Here is an 18,276-nt window from a genome sequence, read left to right on the forward strand (position 1 = left end):
ATATTTTCATTACCCGCTCCTATATGGCTAATACAAACCAAACACTAAATAGCAATACATAGGGAAGTGAGGCAATAAATACAGCTTTAATGATATCGACCTGACAACATTGCTTGATGCCTATGCTAGTGATAGCAATCACCCACAAATAAAACAGGTTAATTGTTTGCGTTAATTCAAAAAATGAAGATTGTGGTTGCAGTCCTAAAAATAGTTGATTTAACGATGCATAATCGGCCAGTAACAGAGACACGTCTGGACTTGGTGCCATTAATACGAATATAAACAAGCCCAATGCATTAATTGCTAAAGGCATAAAACACCAAATACTAAAAGCAAACCAATCCTGATATTGATAGCTAGAAGATAAAATTTTAAACTGACTTAATCCATACAGGTATAGCCCATTAAGCGCCACAATCACGACAATAAATACCGCACTGCTTAACAATGTAATCAGCGCCATATTGGGTGCAAGTTCAACTAGCATATTTGCAGTAGCCTTGCGCTCATTCATGTTTAAGTCATTCATTTGCATCATTTGTTGCTCAACTAACCAATGTAATGACATACCATCTACAAAAAAGTAATTAATGCCTGCAACAAATAAAGCTAATACCGCCAACGCCAACCAGCCGACTTGTCGGTATTGAGTCAACTCAGAAAAAATACTTTTGGGCCTAAGATATACGTCAATTAAAGCGCTGTAACGAGATGCATGAGTTGTCATCAGTAACTCCTTAATCATTAAGATTGATTACAAGCTAACTGAACCACACACAAACATGCTCAATATATGACAAGCGGTCAAAATAACTGATGAATGGTCACGGCTATCTAACACCGTTTGTATAAGCACATAAATTTATAAAGACAACTAGATTAGTAGTACATTAATGATTATTTAAAACAGTATAGATATTGCTTTAATTCATTAGTAAACACATAGAAAATAGACTGTATGTAGTAAAATAATATTTATTAAATCAATGAATTGACAGCCTTACTCATATCTGAAATAGTAATAACAACTATTTGAATCTCTTTTGGTTTATCAATTTTTAATGGGCTATTAATATGAGTATTACCTATAAACAACAGCCAGAAGCCGTTATTGCATTTCTAGAGCAAACTTATCACCGCATTAGCATGTTAACGACCCAATTAGCACAACAATTATGTGAGCACACTAGCTATCGCTATTTACCTAGTATTGCAAAATTTGGCGTATCGGCTCATGAGTCGTTACCCGAAAAGATACTTGTCACCCAAGATGGTGATGATGAGATAATTAAAGATGCGCAAACGTATCGCGCATTCACCAGTTTTAAAGCAGAAATAGATCAATCAACTCGGCTCGTAGAGCGATTCCCGGGTGTTATTGCTATTCCAAAAAATCAGCAACAGCCAATACAGGCATTAATAGAAGAAATTAATAAACAAAAGCAAACGTTTGCAGAGTTTGTGCGTAGCAGTTTTAAAAACCGTCAAACAGCACACCAAGTGTTACACGATCTGCTCCCTAACCTCATGTATCAACAGTTAATTAGGCCGATATACCTATTAGAGCAAGATCTCAGTATCTACTTTTATTGGTCAATACGGCCAATAGTCAGACGACTCAACAAAATAGATGCCATAAAAGAGTTAGAAGAAAGCCGTAAAACAAGGCAGTTCGAACTTGAACAATTAGACGAAAATCAGCGCGAGCAGCGAATTAACCATGAGATCGATCTTATTGCTCGTTTGAATAGTAAACAGTGCATCGTTGAACGCAGGATTGCCCGAGTCCAGCCCTATTATGACTGTTATCAAGCAAAACTCGGTACAGGTAAAAATAAAAAGATTGCATGTCGTAATGCAAGTTTACCCATTATCGTATTTGGCGAAGTACATTTAGCGAGTCCACTTATTAGTTATAACGCCAAACAACAACAAGCCAGTAAAATGCCAAATAGCCAATATATTGAACCATTAATCGCCAGAAAACATTGGTATGTTAGCGATAACAATTAACAAAGTACCCCCTATGTAGATACTTCTCATGGGTTACTGGTCATATATACAGCACTTGAATAACAAAACACCTTGAACGCGCAATATTTAAACAAACTCAAATTGCAGCAGTATCTAAAATCAAGCATACTGCCGCGCATTTTTCTTTTTAGATACAGGACTCAATGAACAGTTTCATCCCCTCTGTACAACAAGACCGACTCAAATTTATTGATTTCAAATTAATGTTTCAGGGTCACTTTACCCGCGCAGAAATTGTTCAACAGTTTAAGCTTGGACTCTTTTCGGCTACCCAAGACATTAATTTATACCGTGATACTGCACCGCAAAATTTTGTCTACGATCATCAGCAAAAGTGTTATTACCAAGCAAACCAGTTTCGTCCCTTATTTGTACATGACACCAAAGCTGCTTTGGCCAAATTAGCTTATCAAGATACTAATACTACGGGATTAAACTACCAAAGCTGCACTCAACTTAATATGCCCAATGTTGAAGTGTTTGCCTGTATTAGTCGTGCGTTACTGAATAATAAAGCGATAGAAATAGAATATGTTTCATTAACGACTGGCAATACTAAACGCACCATTGTGCCACACGCCATTGCAGATAGTGGCTTACGTTTACACGTGCGAGCATTTGATTGTTTGAGCCAGCAATTTAGAGACTTCGTCATCTCACGAATTGTTCGTGCAAGCTTGTCTGAGCAAATCATTACTGATGAACAACATCAGCAATATGATCAGCAATGGCAGCAAACAATAGAACTTGAACTGGTGCCACACCCGCATAATATAGCCCATCCAAGTGCCATAGAATTAGATTACGGTATGAGCCAAGGCAGATTAGTGATCAAGACTCGCATAGCACTGGCGCAATATATTCTAAAACGCTGGAATGTAGATTGTTCAACCGAAGCAAATCAACGCAGCTCGATTTATCAGCTATGGTTACAAAACAGTACTGCACTACAACTGTATTTGAATCCGCAGCCGGAACAAGCAGCTTATTATACCTAGGTAGCTTGGGAATGTATAAAGCCTTAACTTTTATAAGTTAAGGGCTTAAATTTATAAAGATTCATTTTATATTTCAGTTATAAAGTCAGGTAAAATAGATAACGCCAACTTCTCTAACTCGCGATCAATTCCTGTCAAAATAGCGAGCCCTAATAAAATAAGGGTAATGCCGAGGATATATTTACTCTTAGCCGCTATGTTACCTATTTTAGAGAACTGTTTCGCTGACATATACCCAATGATAATGAGTGGTAAGGCGGTTCCAAAGCCAAAAGTTAGCATCACGATAAATGCTAAAGGAATACTCTGTCCTGTCGACGCTAAGGCAATTGCTGTACCTAATGTAGGGCCCACACAAGGCAACCAAACTAAACCAAGTGATGCCCCAATAACCAATTGCATCGCAACAGAATCCCCCTGCCATTGCTGACTTGCGGCGTTACTGGTTAATCTAGACAACATAAATGACAACTTGTCATTTAATTGAGGGATCACTAAGCTAAGCCCATCAATATCATCAATGTAATTGAGAAATAACGTAACCACTCAGTGGAAATACCTAGACTTAATAATACAAAAGTCAGTACTGTTCCGGCTAATGCAAAAGATAAACTAAGTCCTAATGCCAAACTCAATAATCCAGCACGATTACTGTTCATTGATGCTGCCGTCACCGCTGGTAGCATAGGTAATACACAAGGCGAGAGAATACTCAGCAACCCTGCAATAAAAGCTAAAGGGATCGCCGTTAATTCCATTTATTTCACCTCTAATGACTGTAACTTATTAAAGATGCGTTCTTTATTGGTCTCAGCAACTGCAAACCACACTTTTTTACCATCTTGGTACGCAACAAACGTTGATTGGCGCGGCGCTTTAAAATAGCTTACCCACTCTTTTTGAGTATCAAAATTAAGCTGGAATTTTTTAATCTTACTCTCTGGATGGGCAGCAAAGTAATCGGCTAATATTTGTTGCTGCTTACGACAAGTCGAGCACCAATCAGCATAAATATCAACTAGCACGGTCTGATTTTCTGCAATAGCCTTTTCAAAAGCCGCTTGGGTAAAAGGCTCTGCAGATACCTGTATATTCACCATGAAAACTAACAATAATGACCATAATAACTGTTTCATAAACAACCTCACTCAATTAATAAACAGGGATTTACCGTGCCATAATTAGCAGCGTTATATTAAAAGACCGAGAAAGTAGGAATTTATGACATAAAAATTAAGGTGTACTATCAAAAGTACACCTTAATAAATAAAGCTTAACTGACCATCAACTTAATTCATATTATTGGTTAATCCAAAAATAGGTATGTTCATTTTTATTCTGAGCAGGTGCAGGAATACGCTCACCTTTTTTAAGAAACACTTTGTCATTGCTTAAATTAGCCCACCAAACACCATCACAAGGGCATTCATCACCGGCAAAAAGTATGTGATGCTTTGTAAAGTTTATCTTGTTGTAGCCTTGTGCTCGGGCATAATCTACAAAATCTGCAGGGTAATACAACATATGTCGATAGCTGCTATCATCTAAATCATATAATAACGTCACTAATCCAGCCTCAAATGCCCAATAGCCAAAAAAGGTTGGGAAACGTCCTTTATGACGGTTGTACCAATAACAATGCTTCATACCTTTATACCAACCCTTTAGGTACAAAGTGAGACTTTGCTGTCGTTCTTCTTTGGTTGGATTAACACCATCACCTTTTATCGCATCAAATAAATGTTTATACGAGTTGGGAAAAACTAATTCTTCTTGTCTTGGTAATCCCTCAATCCCCAAGCGAGCAAGTAAAATACTGAGTAAAGGATCATCATCTCCCATATTATTTTTTGCCAGCCAGCGCGTAATTGAGACTATTTGTTGAGACTCTCCGGTCATCACTGCCAAACTGTATAGCCATAGTAAATATTGGTAAGCATCAGGTTCCCAATATTGTAAAACATCATTTGGGAATTTATCTTTATGGGTTGTATAAAACGCTAAACTATCGCGCATGCGCTGAACAACTTCAGAAATTGGGCAACCCGCAGAGTAATCAAGAATTGTCTTTTCAAAATATTCACTAAAAACAGTCCAACTAATCCGCTTTCTATGTATAAGCGGCTTCGTTGAATTATCAATTAATTCGAAATATTCAATATCATTTATAGTGTCTTCAAAATAATTAATGGTTTTCTCATTAAAAACATCCTCTGTTAATAATGGTTCTCGTTTCTTTATTTCGAAATTATTCATATTTTTTCCAATTTAGAAATATTTACGTTAGATTCAGAGATAAAGTAACAGCTAGAAAACTTCTAATTTTTGATAATGTTCAGCTTGCCCAAAAGGCGTATAACCAGACAGTAATCCACATCTACTGACCTGAATAATAGCTGATATACCTCTCTTGTTTATCCATACCCACAGTTGTACGTTGGTATTAAATAGAGTGATACAGCCTCATTTATTGATATAAAAAAAGCCATTACATTTCATAACGGCTCTCAATCAATTTTGCTATCTGGCATGGGCTGCGTCGGTATAAAGCACCATATTCATGTTATCTATGTTTTGTTGGGCGAGTATTTCAGCTCTTATTTTTTCTTCTCCATGTAACGACAATGTAAATTTTAAATATCTATCACTCTTGGATAATAAATATATGGTTTGTGCTATCACGTATAAATCAAAATTTGAGACATTATTATCTTCTTCATTAAAATAATGACTTGCCCATGCTTTTCTTGAACCAAGTCGCATCCCCTGCTCAACTAACTTATAATACTCATTATTTTTTTTTGTTTTCAATACTCTAGCTTGTTTAGAGTAATGGCCCTTTAATGAATCAATCGCTGGAATGAAGTTATGATGGGCTAAATAGGTCAAGAGTTTTATCCTTAACTCAAGTTCATATTGATTTGCATCGTAAAAAAGCAGTTTTGCATAATCAAATAGCGGATAGTAATAATGATTATTGGCGGCTTCGATAATCGCGTCGACTCGAACACTGTAATCTACAGGTAGCATCTTGCTGTAATAGACAGCTCTTACATCACCCGTTGTTTGTGCTTGCTCTGCAAATATTTGCTGCGCCATCGTAATATATTTTTCATCACAATAACTGGAGAAGTATCTTTGACACATCGCCTCTTCAGGTGAAAATGCCATCATGGCATAAGGATTGCCCTGTTTTATCGACTCCAATAACATACGTGCAGCAATAGGTGTATTCTTGATACTCGATGCATAAATAATTTTTGCATGCCAAAAAAGCGCATCTGCATCATTTTGCTCAACATAAGGGGCAAGTAATATTTTTGCATCAGCATATCTATCTTGTTGATAGGCCAATACCGCAAAATACAATTTATCCAATTTAGAATATTGGCTGGCAATGTTCACCGGCGTGACGGGCTCAGAGACAGGATTCGCGGCTAAAAAAGTTTCTAACTTTTGGTACTCTATGTCATGTCGAGAAGGGCCACACGCACTCATCAGACAACAAATACTGATAACAGCAATTATTCTATTGATCATTGTGACTCCAATTCACTTGTTTGGCATTAACACGCTCAATGATGAGTTTTAAATTATTACGGGCAGTAATGTGCTCATCTTTGGTGAGCGGTATCTCTTGGTTTTCAGCATCCTTAGCTGCGTAATAGCTGATATACCTCTCTTGTTTAGCCATACCCACCGTTATACGTTGGTATTGAATATAGTGAAACCGCGTCATGTTTCTGCAAAGAAATTTTGAATGTTTATCAAAAATTTTAAAGAACTCATCTTCTTCGTTATCAAACTTATTGACAAAATCCCTTAACTTCAACCAATTCTCGGTAAAGATTTGCCACTGCTGGGTGGCTCCCGGAATAGTTTCTATATCAGTGCCCATTTTCATCAAGGTTTTTTCAAATTGACGGCATTTTTGCGCCGCTAATGGATCCTTATCACTGCTAGGCGCGATCCAACCCATCATCAGTAATATTGCATTCATCTGTAATTGATTATCTGCCAATACAAGATCACTGGCTTTTTTCAACTCATCTCTAGCATCATTACTATAAATGGATTTAGCGTAATTGAGCGCATAATCTGTAGTAACATCCACGGATTGCTCTTGAATTAAACACAAAAACAAATTCCCTAGTGTTTCAGGTGGCATGGTGGTCACCCATGCTTTCATCACTTGCTCTTTTTCTGTATCAGTAATACGCCTCGCCAAAAACGGCGCATATTTTTCTGACAACACCTCTTTTTTGTACTCAGATAAACTCACCAATGGGAACAATAATACTTCTCCTAGGGTTAGGCCTAACGACACTGCCACCAACAATAGATCGTTCAGCATCATGAAGTCTTGGTTAACCCCGTTTTTATCGACATCTCCGAATATGGCTAAACGCTTAAATCCCGATTGTTGCAATATGCCTAATAGGCACCCTATAAATCGATCCGCATTAGTATGATGTAATTTAATACCGACTTTACCACTGCAACCTGGGCCCAATACGGCTCTGGCTGCTGTTACAATCACAATAAAGCCCGCTTGAAAGGTCACCCTAAATTCAGCGCCAAATCCCGCCCCATAACTGGCAGAAAACTCACCACTGAGACTGCCAAGCAATAATAAATCCGTTATTGGGTTATCATTTTTACTTATTGGGGCTTGGCCCTTTTGTGAGCCTTCTTGCGTGTCACCTTGCTTAGCTTCTTGCTCGTTTTGGGCCAAGGTCACTTGCGGGGTTTGCCAATAGACACTGGAAGATAGCACCCCACCAGCTTCAACCCCTGCAAACACATCAATGGCCGCTTTAGCCTCAGCAGCACCTTTTATCTCTGACGTAGCACCAACCAAACGGGCTTTAGCTTGCTGGTTAGGTTGTTGATTATAATCAGCAATGGCAATACTGCTGCCTCTGATACCTAATTCGTTACCCGTATCAGCTGGCCCAAAAGCAACATTGGTACTTAACTGACAACTGGCCCCCGCCATGCCATATACTTTGCCTTTTAAATTCACACAAATATTTCCAGCATCATATTTTTTTACTTGGGTTTTATTGCTATCAGCCTCGGTCATTTCATAAGGAATACTTAAGGCATAGCCCTTCACTTTGCGTTTAGTCGCATTGATATTGTGAGCCACAAAAGGTAACCACACCTCAAAATCCATTTGTGCACTTAAAATGGATAATTGCCCCTTAATTTCGCCGCCAACACCCACTTTAGTGGCAAAGTTATCAACTAAATTTGTTGATTGGTTCAACATACCTGATGATTCAGAGGTAAAGCGCATAAATTGTGCGCCAGCATTAACGACATAGGCTGATTGACCATTAGGCCCTATGCCGCCTTGCCAGTGATAATTATCTTGCCAAAAAATAGAGTCAAATTTGGCAACGGTTTTAGAAAGGTTGAACAGTTCACTCTCCACTTTTGCCAGTGAAGTTAATGTATCAGTCAGCACTTTTTGGGGAGAAGTACCTGGTGATTCAGACGTAGACTTGATTAACTCAGCTTCAAATTTTTGAGTAATATCTTTTACATGACCAAGATTAGTCACCAAGTCGGTTGACATATACCAAGCTGGCCCTCTGATCCAGAACACCTCTCCTTCTGATAACAAGCTACACTCGACCACTTGTAAATCATGTTCACCCGCTTGATTAATCAGTTTACCTAAGCGTTTTTCTTTAGGCTTATAGGGTGTTTCATCCCATAGCAAACTGTAACGGGGTAATTGTTCAGCTTGTTTAAGCATCATGTAATTGAGGTTCGCTTGTTTAGCCCGGGTATGTGCCTGCTGTTTTAATATTTCTATTCGCGCTAACGTGACTTGTTTAACCCAAATTAATTTATGTAAAAACTTAGGCGCGTTATCGGCATTGTTTTTTTCTACGCCTTGTTGAGAGTATTTAGTGCCGAGCACAGATGCTAGCTCTGTTTGCAAGGTATGGAAGGTTTTATCAATCACCTTAATTAGTGCTAAGCAGGTATAAAAACTCCAATCGGCAAAACCTTGTTCATTTAATAGGGATTCTACCGTAATCTTATTTTTTGCGTGATCATTGCTAAAATTTTGCCCACCCCCCAATTCTTTAAACATCTGATTAACAATATTTTCATCATCATCACTATTTACAAAATCAAGTGCTTTAGGCTTAGCTCCCGTCCCCCAAAAGGTATCTGATTTTCGCCAATCGGGATATTGTTTGTTTAAACACTCAGGCCCCCAGTGAGTAGCTTCTGTGCCAATCAACTCTGCTTCAGTGAGACATTGCTCTTTAGTGACATAACCTAAACGATTAATCATCATTAATGCGTGGGCAAACAAATACCTCTTATCTCTAATTTCTCCATCCTTCGAAAAATGGATATTTTTACCAGATGCACCTTCTTTGAGCGCATCATCCCAAACATCCTTTAAGTATTTTTGATTATCTTCAACATCATCAATGGCGACTTCGACATCGGTTTTATAGCGCGCTTGATGCCATTTATTGACCCATTCATTAATATCCACTTGTTTAGTGCTAGTGAAATAGCGACAGTTCTCGTCATACACAAAATAAGTACCATCATCACTTTTATGATTTTTGGCAATTTTTTCGGCCAATTTTTCTGATTTAACGATTTCATCATCTAAATGTTCAATTAATTCAGCATGAAGCCCCATCAAGATTTTTTTCTTAGATGGGACTTTCTCTGTATCCGTTACATAATCATAAAATAGAACTGCATTATTATAAGTTCCAACACCAGGTGTAAACGAATTGCGTATTGTTTCATTTAAAATATGCCAATACTTTTCATAACGATACCAAGCATCAAGGTTAATACCTTCTTGTTCAGCTAAAGTTTTGACAAAATCATCAGCACCGTGTTGATAAAAATCTTCTGCTTGAGATTGCAGTACTATCTTTGCCAGTAGTAAATCATGATAGCGATCGCTTTGTGTTTTAGTTAAAAATTGATCATGTGGCTTACGGGTAAATTTAGATAAAATACTTAAGTCGGATAATTTTTGTAGCGTGGCTATTTTATCGTCCTTAACATACACATCAGCCAATGTTGCCTTTTCAGCCATAATTGCTTGTTGTGTTTGCTCTGTAATGGCAAGCCACATTTTTTTGCCGGTTTTGGGGTGAGCAGGAATATACAAAATATCAATATAATCCACGTTATCTACCGAGCAGGTCGTTTGCAAATTGGCGCATTCAGTCGGCGCTGCAGGTAATTGCGTTCGTGTATCAATTTCAAGCTCAATTGGATTCACTATCTCATCAGGCAGTTTTAGTTCATTGCCTTCATAAATAAGATTAATGTCTTTAATTTGATCGCTATTTAATTGCTCCAATACCTTTATATCTAAACCGTATTTTTCAGCAATCATACTTAAACATTCACCCTTTTTAATCTTATGCGTCGTCATATTAACTCCATGCTAAAAAAATAGGTGATATAAGGTGGTATTGATTAGTGTCAATTGGTGAGCTCAGCCGTGTTAATGATTGAGCTTGTAATTGTTTATCGCCCCAAATTAATACTGATGCAGGGCCTAAAATGGTTTGAATATCTTCATCTAGCAGTTGAGTCGCGGTTTGTTGCCAAATCACATTGGTGTAATAACGGAACAGCATCTTTTTACCGTTAATATTGACCGATAATAATTGCTGTAAATGATGAATTAAGGATGATTGATCTTGAGCTGCGACGACAAAGGCCACAGAACTGCTAGCAAAATCGGGTAAGTATAGCCATGCATTAAGTGCTGCCTCATCTGCCTTTATTTTGACCATTAACGGACTTTGATCTAGTAAATGTTCGAACTCACTGTTCGTAAATAACGACTTAGACTCGATGATGGTTAACACCTCATTTAACTCAATAAAGGCATCAGGTATGCGCACTGTATCGACAATCAGCCAATAATCAAATTGTGCTGGGGCAAACTCATCTAAAATTGACTGAATTTGTGCAGCACTCATTCGCTTTTCCCTCTACACGGACAATCAGCTAATGGGCAGCTACCATCGGTTTGTTTTTGACATAATTGCACTAGCGGTATGTTTGCCACCGCCAACATCTGCATGGTTGCGGGTGCGAGTTGTAACGGTAATGGATTGGAGATTTCAGGCTGCAATATATTAAAAGGCAAAGCGGGATTATTACCGCCATACTCACTGCCCTGACTGGCACTCCCCCCTGAATTAATATTGACTATAGCGCCAGATAGATGCACGCCAGCAGGGTCAACTTTGGCAAAGCTACTGCCTGCTTTTAAGGTCAGCTCAGCCCCTGCTTCAATGACAATTTTACTGCCCGCTTTTAAATGAATTTCACTACCTGCTTGCACCATGGCTGATTGTTGCTTTAAATGCTGTTTAGCCTCAGTGACTTGTGATTTATCTGCTTTAATATGTTCACGGCTGTCTTTATCGATCGTGGCATAGTCATTGACTTTTATTTCACTAAACTGATGTTGTTCAACTTCAAGATGTTTATCATTCAATATTTGATCGGCGCGATCATGTTGTACCAGCAAATTGAGATCTTTTTGCGCATGTAAGTATATTTGCTCTTGCCCTGCTTGATCTTCAAAACTTAATTCATTAAAACCTTGGCCTTGGTGGGTCTCACTACAAATTACAGTGCGAGTTTTATTATCTGGTAATGAATACGGACTGTTATTGACGGCGTGATAGGTTCGGCCGGTAATAATGGGCTGATCGGGGTCCCCCTCTAAAAAACTAACAATCACTTCATGACCAATCCGTGGCAATGCTAGCATGCCATATTGGCCACCCGCCCAATCATGACTGACTCGCAGCCAACAGCTGGATTTATCATCACTGTTACCATAACGATCCCACGGGAACTGTACTTTTACACGACCATATTCATCACAAAATATCTCCTCACCTTGAGGGCCCACTACGGTCGCAATTTGCGGGCCGTGTACTCTTGGTTTGGCATTTGGTTGTGGTCGCCATTGTCTATGTGCAGGTAGCAAGGTCAATGTATTATTGTAGGTAGTTGCACCTTCCCCACCTTCCTCTTCTAATGACTGAGGTTGCTTGCCTTCACATTGAAAATACGCAATAAACCAATCTCGATTAAGATGATCTTGGTTATGGTCAATCAGATCAAATAACGAAGCAGCTTGTATACCTATAATGTTTGAATTAGCGGTGGCGACAATAGAGTCTCGACGTAAATACTCGAGTCTTGCTTGGCTAATGGCTTTGCCAGCATCATCATCTTTGTATCGACCCGGGGCATCAAAATGCTCATAATCACCCGCTTGATAAGCTATCTCACCGCCTTGTTTGTGACTTAAAAAACTATATTGCGGCTTTTTAAAGCTGTAATCTTTTAAGCTGACATTTGACGGCGCAATTTGAGTGTGTAGCTGTAAATGTTGAATATAAGGTTCACTGCTTACGCCACCTGAGGTTGCATTGTAAGGATAGGGAATTGGCTGCTTTGTTAAGGTTTGGCTGTCATCACTAAATACGATGGTATGCTTGTTTTGCTCATAGATAAAAGCGTAAAAAATGCCTTCTTCTGCGGCTAAGCGTTCAATAAATTCCAGATCGGTTTCTCGATATTGCACACAGTATTCACGTTTAGATAAACTGCGAGACAATGAAAAACCATAATCATCAATTTGCATCTCTTGCAAAATAATACTAATGATATCTGCAACCGATTGCTGCTGAAAAATACGGCTATTATGGCGCAGTGCTAATCTTGCAGCGGCGGGTACAAGTGTTAATTGGTAACGAGTAAAATGGTGACCACTATCGCCTTTGGTAAATTGACTAACAATGCCACTCACTTGATGCTGCAACTCACCATCTTGATAAATCGCTAAACAAGCATGTCTATCAACTGTTTGCTGCGCATTAATTGTCTCATCTCGACTGGCAAGATTGATTTGATATTTATATAAGCTTGATAAACCTTCATCACCAGTAAAATCAATCAGGACAAGTTTATCAGCAGTTAAGCCATCTATTGTTAGCGTAAATTGTAATCCACTTGGGCTATCCATAGTCGCTCTTCATTATCGTTATTTATATCCATTGAGCTTTATTGTTCAAACTCAGAAAGCATTACTTTCAATTAGTTATTCAATTTTCAAGCCATAGCTATTAATTTGATAAATAAGAAGTTTTATTGATAGTTTTGTTTTACAGGCAATATATCGCCTAATCTTGGGCAAAAAATTGCCCGCTAAGCAACAAATTGCTCGGCGGGCAATCACTCATACATAATCATTATTGATTATCGGTCATATAATCTATACTCAGTTGTGATAATAATTTAACCCCCACATCGAGGGCTGCTTCATCTGCAAAAAACTGGGGGGAATGGTTGCTTGGCGCCGTTTTAGCGTCAACATCTACTGGTGTTACCCCTAAAAAGACAAATAACCCTGGGGTTTCGAGTGCGTAATATGAAAAATCCTCAGCACCTGTAATCAAGTCGGTGCGTATCACTCGCTGTTTACCTACCACTTTTTCTAACGTTGGTAACATTTGCTCTGTTAATTCAAGATCATTAATGGTCACAGGGTAACCATGTTTGATCGTAACATCGGCTGTCGCACCCGCTGAATCTGCAACGGTTTTAGCGGTATGCACTAAACGCTTTTTAATATCTGCACGCATCTGTTGATCAAAGGTCCGAATAGTACCAATTAATTCGACTTGATCTGGGATAATATTACTGCGAATACCCCCATTGATGGCACCAAATGAAATCACTGATGGCGCTTTAGTTACATTCACTTGCCTTGAGCTATCGTTTGTGTCGCCATAATAATTTGTGCGGCGGTCACTATCGGATCAACACCATTCCAAGGCCGTGAACCATGGGTTTGGCGACCATTAACCTTAATGGTGAACGAGTCTTCACTGGCCATTAACGGTCCTTCGCGATATCCAATAACTCCCATTGGCATAGACGAGGTTACATGTAAACCAAATACCGCATCAGGTTTTCTATCAGCAAAAATGCCTTCTGCTAACATGAGTTTAGCCCCGCCTTCTTCACCTTCTGGTGCGCCCTCTTCGGCTGGTTGGAAGATAAACATCACATCGCCATGTAATTGTGCTTTTATTTTACTCAAGGATTCAGCAACGCCCATTAATATCGCCACATGATTATCATGCCCACAGGCATGCATCACACCCACTTGTTGACCTCTATATTGCGCCTTTACCGTGGACTTAAAAGGTAAATCATTATCTTCAGTCACGGGCAGAGCATCCATGTCAGCTCGCAATGCCACTAATGGCCCCGCATGTCCTCCTTTTAACACTGCGATAATCCCTGTATGAGCAATATTAGTTTTGACTTCTAGTCCCAATGATTTTAAATGTTTGATGATATAAGCTGCCGTTTTAAATTCACGATTACTTAATTCGGGATACTGGTGAAGATGACGCCGCCACTCAATGACTTTATGACTGACGGCTTGATTGGCGTTATCAAGCGCTGGTTGAACTGGATTAGCATAGCTATTGACGCTAAACAATAAACACGTCACCAGCATAAATCCATGATATTTATTGCGCATTGTAATCTCCCTAATTATTGTTATTCCTATTCTTTACCTAAATCAGTAGTTAAAGCTTGGTACTGTCCGTCCCTAATCCAGCGATTAAATTTAGCTTGTAACTCTGCCAATCCTCCGGGATATTGGTTAACAATATCAATAGTTTGGTTATCCAAGCAGCGTTGTTTTTGGAGGTGGATCATCAAGCGTTTAATCAAAAGTTGTCCACCGCGATGAGACATCAAAAAATGCACAAAAGCATGTGACTTTAATTTAAGCTGCTGATTTTGTAGAACTTGCCAGTCAGTAATTTGTGCTTGAATTAACCAAGCAACATCTACTTTTTGATCAATAAATAACTGTTGCCACTGCAATGGCATGATGACTATGGCATCATCAGATAGCTGAAGTCCGCTAATTAGCCGTGCCATGCCTTCATTGAGCCAAACCGGGGTTGTTGCAAAAGCACTAGCGTTAATGAGATGAATTAATTGGTGTTTAATTTGTTGTAAGGTTTGCTCATGATTCAGCGGTGCCACGTAAATTGTTAATTGTGCAGGATCATAATAACTTTCACTAATCGCTAATCCATGCTGACTTATTGTGTTTGCCGCTTGTTCAAATTCAGATAGCGGCTCAAATAATTTGATCTTAAATCTTATAGGCGCTAACTGCTTAATGGGTAAATATTGTCGATAGAGCTGGTCAATTGCATCAACCTCTGCGCTTATTGTTTTGTCCAATAATGGCATCTTGTCAGTCGGTAGACCCATTATTTGATAACTCAATTGATAGGGCTGTGGCGATTGAATATTGTCATCAATAGACCGTTGAGCTGACTGATAAGTGATTGGCTCATCACTGTATTGATTATTACCCTGTTTATTTTGCGATTGATAAACATTTTGCGTGGCTTGATAAATAGCCTGCTGCTTTTTAAAACAAACATTGCTATCTCCCCCCATTAAATAGGCACAATTTGGTGCCGTTAATTTAGTCTTTAGTAGTTGTTTATTTATCGCAACATGGGGAGTAACGTAATTACTAATATAAGTCCGATACTGCTGGCACAAATGCTCAGTTTTTTCTGAAATATGAACTTGTAAGCAGGTTTGTTGGTAATGTGAGTGTACCGCGTGTTTTAAATTAATACGGCCAACATAATCAAGATTCAACCAACGCTCATTGATAAAAAGTAATATCAATAACGATGCGATGGAAAATATAATAATACTAATAAACCGTATCAGTTTAACCAAATTAGTATCCTTTAAATTAAATAGCTGTACCTCCACTTTGAAATATTCAGATAAGACTTGTCAATTTTTGCACAAAAAAAAGCCCAAAGTAGCACTTTGGGCTTTAATTGATTTGGATAAGTTAGTTTTGAATACCAACAATCAACCATGGTGAATTAGGACGGGTTAAATCACGTTCTAAATGCCAAATATCAGTAATGTTTTGTTCTGGCTCATTCGCATTGTCACGGTAACGGCCTGTGAACTTAACACTGATTTCGCCTAAACGAGGGCTATGGTCAATACGCACAACCTCAGCATTAACAAACAATACTTCAGTATGTAATTGTGCAGGCTCTTGCTGACGTTCTTGTTGTAATTCATTTAAAATTGCAGGTGAAACATATTCTGCAATCTTAGTTAAATCATTTTGGTTCCAAGCATTCTGAATCGCAACATAGTGGTCACGGGCACGAGCTGCAAAACCATTAACATCAAAACCTGCTGGTACGTTAAATGGTACATCACTTACGCTACCATTATATTGATTTTGAGCTTGATAGTTCATTGGCTGCGGCGCAGGTTGTTGATACGCTTGACGTGGAGCATTACCAGCATAGGCTTCTCGGTGACCTGTTGGCGTCGCTTTCTGGCGGCGCAACATCTTAAATAGCTTAAAGCCAATAAATGCTAAAATGGCAATGAGTAAGATATCCATAAACTGAATACCTTCAAATGCGCCGCTACCAAATAGTGCAGCTAACATACCACCTGCTAATAAACCACCTAACAAACCACCCATAAAGCCTTTTTTAGCATTACTGGCTGGTGCAGCTTTAGTTGGTTGCTGTTTTTGTAGGTTATTAGTTTGCTGTGGTTGTTGACGTGGTGCGGGTGCGGTCTTATAACTTTTACCAAATGATTTACCACCACCAAACCTTTTTGCTTCAGCGTGCGGTGCCACTAAGGTAAAGGCAAGAATGACAGTAAACAGGGTTAAAAACTTCTTCATGTTAATCCTGAATGAAAATTGACAACTTAGGTTGAGATTGCATCCTGAGTGATCAACAAATAAAAGTCAATCACTCAAGTGTAATATACAAAAATGGTTACATTTTTGTATCGTCTAACCCACTCTGTTACTTATAAAATTTGAGCAATTGCACGGCAAATAACAGGCACATTAGTCGCCGTCATACCGGCAACGCTAATCCGACCTGAGCCGACAATATAAATGGCATGTTCATCACGTAACAGATCAACTTGCGCTTTGGTTAAGCCTGAAAAACTGAACATGCCCGCTTGATGGCGAATAAAATCAAAATCTTGTTTAACACCGTTTGCAGCCAAAGTATCAACGAATAATACGCGCATCTTAGCAATACGTTCGCGCATTTCGGTTAATTCAGCTAACCACATAGCCTTTAACTCTGGCGTAGCCAAAATAGTACTAACAATCATGGCGCCATGAGCTGGTGGATTTGAATAATTAGCACGAATAGTACGTTTAACCTGACTAAATGCACGCTCAGCTTGTTCATTAGCTGCTGCAACAACGGTTACTGCACCAATACGCTCATTATACAAGCCAAAGTTCTTAGAAAATGAATTGGCAATAATCAATTCTGGTACCAATGCCGCCACAGTGCGTAAACCTAATGCATCTTCCTCTACACCGTCACCAAAACCTTGATAGGCAAAATCAAATAGCGGTACTAATTGTTTTGCGACACAAAGCTCAGCAATCGCTTGCCATTGCTGAGCATTTAAATCGATACCGGTTGGATTATGGCAACAGCCATGTAGCAGCACCAAGTCACCAATTTGCGCGGCTTCTAAATCAGTTAACATGGCATCAAAATCAAGATCATGCTGCTGCGGACGATAATAGCGATACTCTTTTACCGTAAGACCCGCCGTTTCAAAAATATTATGGTGATTAGCCCAAGTCGGGTTACTCACCCAAATCGTACGCGTATCGGTATTACACATCACAAATTCAGCGGCAACACGTAATGAGCCGGTGCCACCTGGTGCTTGAGCTGTTTTAGCACGCTTGTTGCTAATAATCTCACTTTGCTCACCAAATAATAGGACTTGCACCGCATCGTTATAAGCTTGAACCCCTTCGATACCGAGATAATTCTTGGTTGTTTCATGCTCTAACAAAATGGCTTCAGCCTCTTTTACCGAACGAAGCACTGGAGTATTGCCAGCTTCATCCTTATAAATACCTACACCCAAATTAATTTTATCTGCACGCGGATCGGCTTTAAAAGTATCGGTTAAACCTAAGATAGGATCTGCTGGAGCTTGTGAAATGGCGGTAAAGATCATTTAAGTAGTACCTATTATTTTATTGATGTAGGGAAATATTTAGCCGTTATAGCATTGGTACTAAGATTGCTCTAGTACTAATGTTCATAATTTA

General features: G+C 38.9%; 14 protein-coding genes and 1 pseudogene. 2 read left to right on the top strand and 13 right to left on the bottom strand.

Going from position 1 to position 18,276, the window contains the following annotated elements; genetic code table 11:
* Positions 1–19 precede the first annotated feature (19 nt).
* On the bottom strand, positions 20–730 hold the full coding sequence (locus tag JCM15074_RS16660) for a YIP1 family protein (RefSeq protein WP_025822612.1): 711 nt from the start codon (positions 728–730) through the stop codon (positions 20–22).
* A gap of 347 nt (positions 731–1,077) precedes the next feature.
* On the opposite strand from JCM15074_RS16660, the gene JCM15074_RS16665 reads away from it, so the two are divergent.
* Complete coding sequence (locus JCM15074_RS16665; protein ID WP_025822613.1) at positions 1,078–2,016, top strand: DNA replication terminus site-binding protein; 939 nt, start codon at positions 1,078–1,080, stop codon at positions 2,014–2,016.
* A 164-nt stretch (positions 2,017–2,180) separates the two neighbouring features.
* Entirely contained in the window at positions 2,181–3,035 is an 855-nt protein-coding gene (locus JCM15074_RS16670; RefSeq protein ID WP_025822615.1) for a BrxR family transcriptional regulator, read from the top strand.
* Positions 3,036–3,101: 66 nt separating this feature from the next.
* Here the strand turns inward: JCM15074_RS16670 and JCM15074_RS22730 are convergent, their stop codons facing one another.
* The 12 genes and pseudogenes from JCM15074_RS22730 to JCM15074_RS16725 all read right to left on the bottom strand — a co-directional run bounded on the left by JCM15074_RS22730 (position 3,102) and on the right by JCM15074_RS16725 (position 18,182).
* The gene (locus JCM15074_RS22730; RefSeq protein WP_267880195.1) at positions 3,102–3,530 is read right to left on the bottom strand and encodes a cytochrome c biogenesis CcdA family protein; all 429 of its coding nucleotides are present in this window, start codon (positions 3,528–3,530) and stop codon (positions 3,102–3,104) included.
* Entirely contained in the window at positions 3,530–3,793 is a 264-nt protein-coding gene (locus JCM15074_RS25315) for a cytochrome c biogenesis protein CcdA (protein ID WP_267880196.1), read from the bottom strand. Before JCM15074_RS25315 ends, JCM15074_RS22730 begins: the two co-directional genes overlap by 1 nt.
* The gene (locus JCM15074_RS16680; protein ID WP_025822617.1) at positions 3,794–4,171 is read right to left on the bottom strand and encodes a thioredoxin family protein; all 378 of its coding nucleotides are present in this window, start codon (positions 4,169–4,171) and stop codon (positions 3,794–3,796) included.
* A 163-nt stretch (positions 4,172–4,334) separates the two neighbouring features.
* Positions 4,335–5,291 (bottom strand): PoNe immunity protein domain-containing protein, encoded by a 957-nt coding sequence (locus tag JCM15074_RS16685; RefSeq protein WP_025822619.1) that lies wholly within the window; start codon positions 5,289–5,291, stop codon positions 4,335–4,337.
* 264 nt (positions 5,292–5,555) lie between these two features.
* Positions 5,556–6,575 (bottom strand): hypothetical protein, encoded by a 1,020-nt coding sequence (locus JCM15074_RS16690; RefSeq protein ID WP_025822621.1) that lies wholly within the window; start codon positions 6,573–6,575, stop codon positions 5,556–5,558.
* Complete coding sequence (locus tag JCM15074_RS16695; protein ID WP_025822623.1) at positions 6,565–10,473, bottom strand: LysM peptidoglycan-binding domain-containing protein; 3,909 nt, start codon at positions 10,471–10,473, stop codon at positions 6,565–6,567. The genes JCM15074_RS16690 and JCM15074_RS16695 overlap by 11 nt, the downstream gene beginning before the upstream one ends.
* 1 nt (position 10,474) lies before the next feature.
* Entirely contained in the window at positions 10,475–11,029 is a 555-nt protein-coding gene (locus JCM15074_RS16700) for a DUF4123 domain-containing protein (protein ID WP_025822625.1), read from the bottom strand.
* The gene (locus tag JCM15074_RS16705) at positions 11,026–13,098 is read right to left on the bottom strand and encodes a type VI secretion system Vgr family protein (RefSeq protein WP_025822627.1); all 2,073 of its coding nucleotides are present in this window, start codon (positions 13,096–13,098) and stop codon (positions 11,026–11,028) included. Before JCM15074_RS16705 ends, JCM15074_RS16700 begins: the two co-directional genes overlap by 4 nt.
* Before the next feature lie 226 nt (positions 13,099–13,324).
* Positions 13,325–14,628 (bottom strand): annotated as a pseudogene (locus JCM15074_RS22735) (amidohydrolase).
* Between the two features lie 26 nt (positions 14,629–14,654).
* On the bottom strand, positions 14,655–15,782 hold the full coding sequence (locus tag JCM15074_RS16715) for a hypothetical protein (RefSeq protein WP_148300830.1): 1,128 nt from the start codon (positions 15,780–15,782) through the stop codon (positions 14,655–14,657).
* 205 nt (positions 15,783–15,987) lie between these two features.
* Complete coding sequence (locus JCM15074_RS16720; RefSeq protein ID WP_025822631.1) at positions 15,988–16,857, bottom strand: Tim44 domain-containing protein; 870 nt, start codon at positions 16,855–16,857, stop codon at positions 15,988–15,990.
* Between the two features lie 131 nt (positions 16,858–16,988).
* Positions 16,989–18,182, bottom strand: coding sequence for an amino acid aminotransferase (locus tag JCM15074_RS16725; protein WP_025822633.1), 1,194 nt, complete (start codon positions 18,180–18,182; stop codon positions 16,989–16,991).
* Positions 18,183–18,276: the final 94 nt, after the last annotated feature.

This window comes from Shewanella marina JCM 15074 (genome assembly GCF_000614975.1).
GTDB lineage: Bacteria > Pseudomonadota > Gammaproteobacteria > Enterobacterales > Shewanellaceae > Shewanella > Shewanella marina.

Coding starts and splice junctions, on each gene's coding strand:
- JCM15074_RS16660 (WP_025822612.1), bottom strand. CDS start 730: ATGACAACTCATGCATCTCGTTACAGCGCTTTAATTGACGTATATCTT.
- JCM15074_RS16665 (WP_025822613.1), top strand. CDS start 1,078: ATGAGTATTACCTATAAACAACAGCCAGAAGCCGTTATTGCATTTCTA.
- JCM15074_RS16670 (WP_025822615.1), top strand. CDS start 2,181: ATGAACAGTTTCATCCCCTCTGTACAACAAGACCGACTCAAATTTATT.
- JCM15074_RS25315 (WP_267880196.1), bottom strand. CDS start 3,793: ATGGAATTAACGGCGATCCCTTTAGCTTTTATTGCAGGGTTGCTGAGT.
- JCM15074_RS16680 (WP_025822617.1), bottom strand. CDS start 4,171: ATGAAACAGTTATTATGGTCATTATTGTTAGTTTTCATGGTGAATATA.
- JCM15074_RS16685 (WP_025822619.1), bottom strand. CDS start 5,291: ATGAATAATTTCGAAATAAAGAAACGAGAACCATTATTAACAGAGGAT.
- JCM15074_RS16690 (WP_025822621.1), bottom strand. CDS start 6,575: ATGATCAATAGAATAATTGCTGTTATCAGTATTTGTTGTCTGATGAGT.
- JCM15074_RS16695 (WP_025822623.1), bottom strand. CDS start 10,473: ATGACGACGCATAAGATTAAAAAGGGTGAATGTTTAAGTATGATTGCT.
- JCM15074_RS16700 (WP_025822625.1), bottom strand. CDS start 11,029: ATGAGTGCTGCACAAATTCAGTCAATTTTAGATGAGTTTGCCCCAGCA.
- JCM15074_RS16705 (WP_025822627.1), bottom strand. CDS start 13,098: ATGGATAGCCCAAGTGGATTACAATTTACGCTAACAATAGATGGCTTA.
- JCM15074_RS16720 (WP_025822631.1), bottom strand. CDS start 16,857: ATGAAGAAGTTTTTAACCCTGTTTACTGTCATTCTTGCCTTTACCTTA.
- JCM15074_RS16725 (WP_025822633.1), bottom strand. CDS start 18,182: ATGATCTTTACCGCCATTTCACAAGCTCCAGCAGATCCTATCTTAGGT.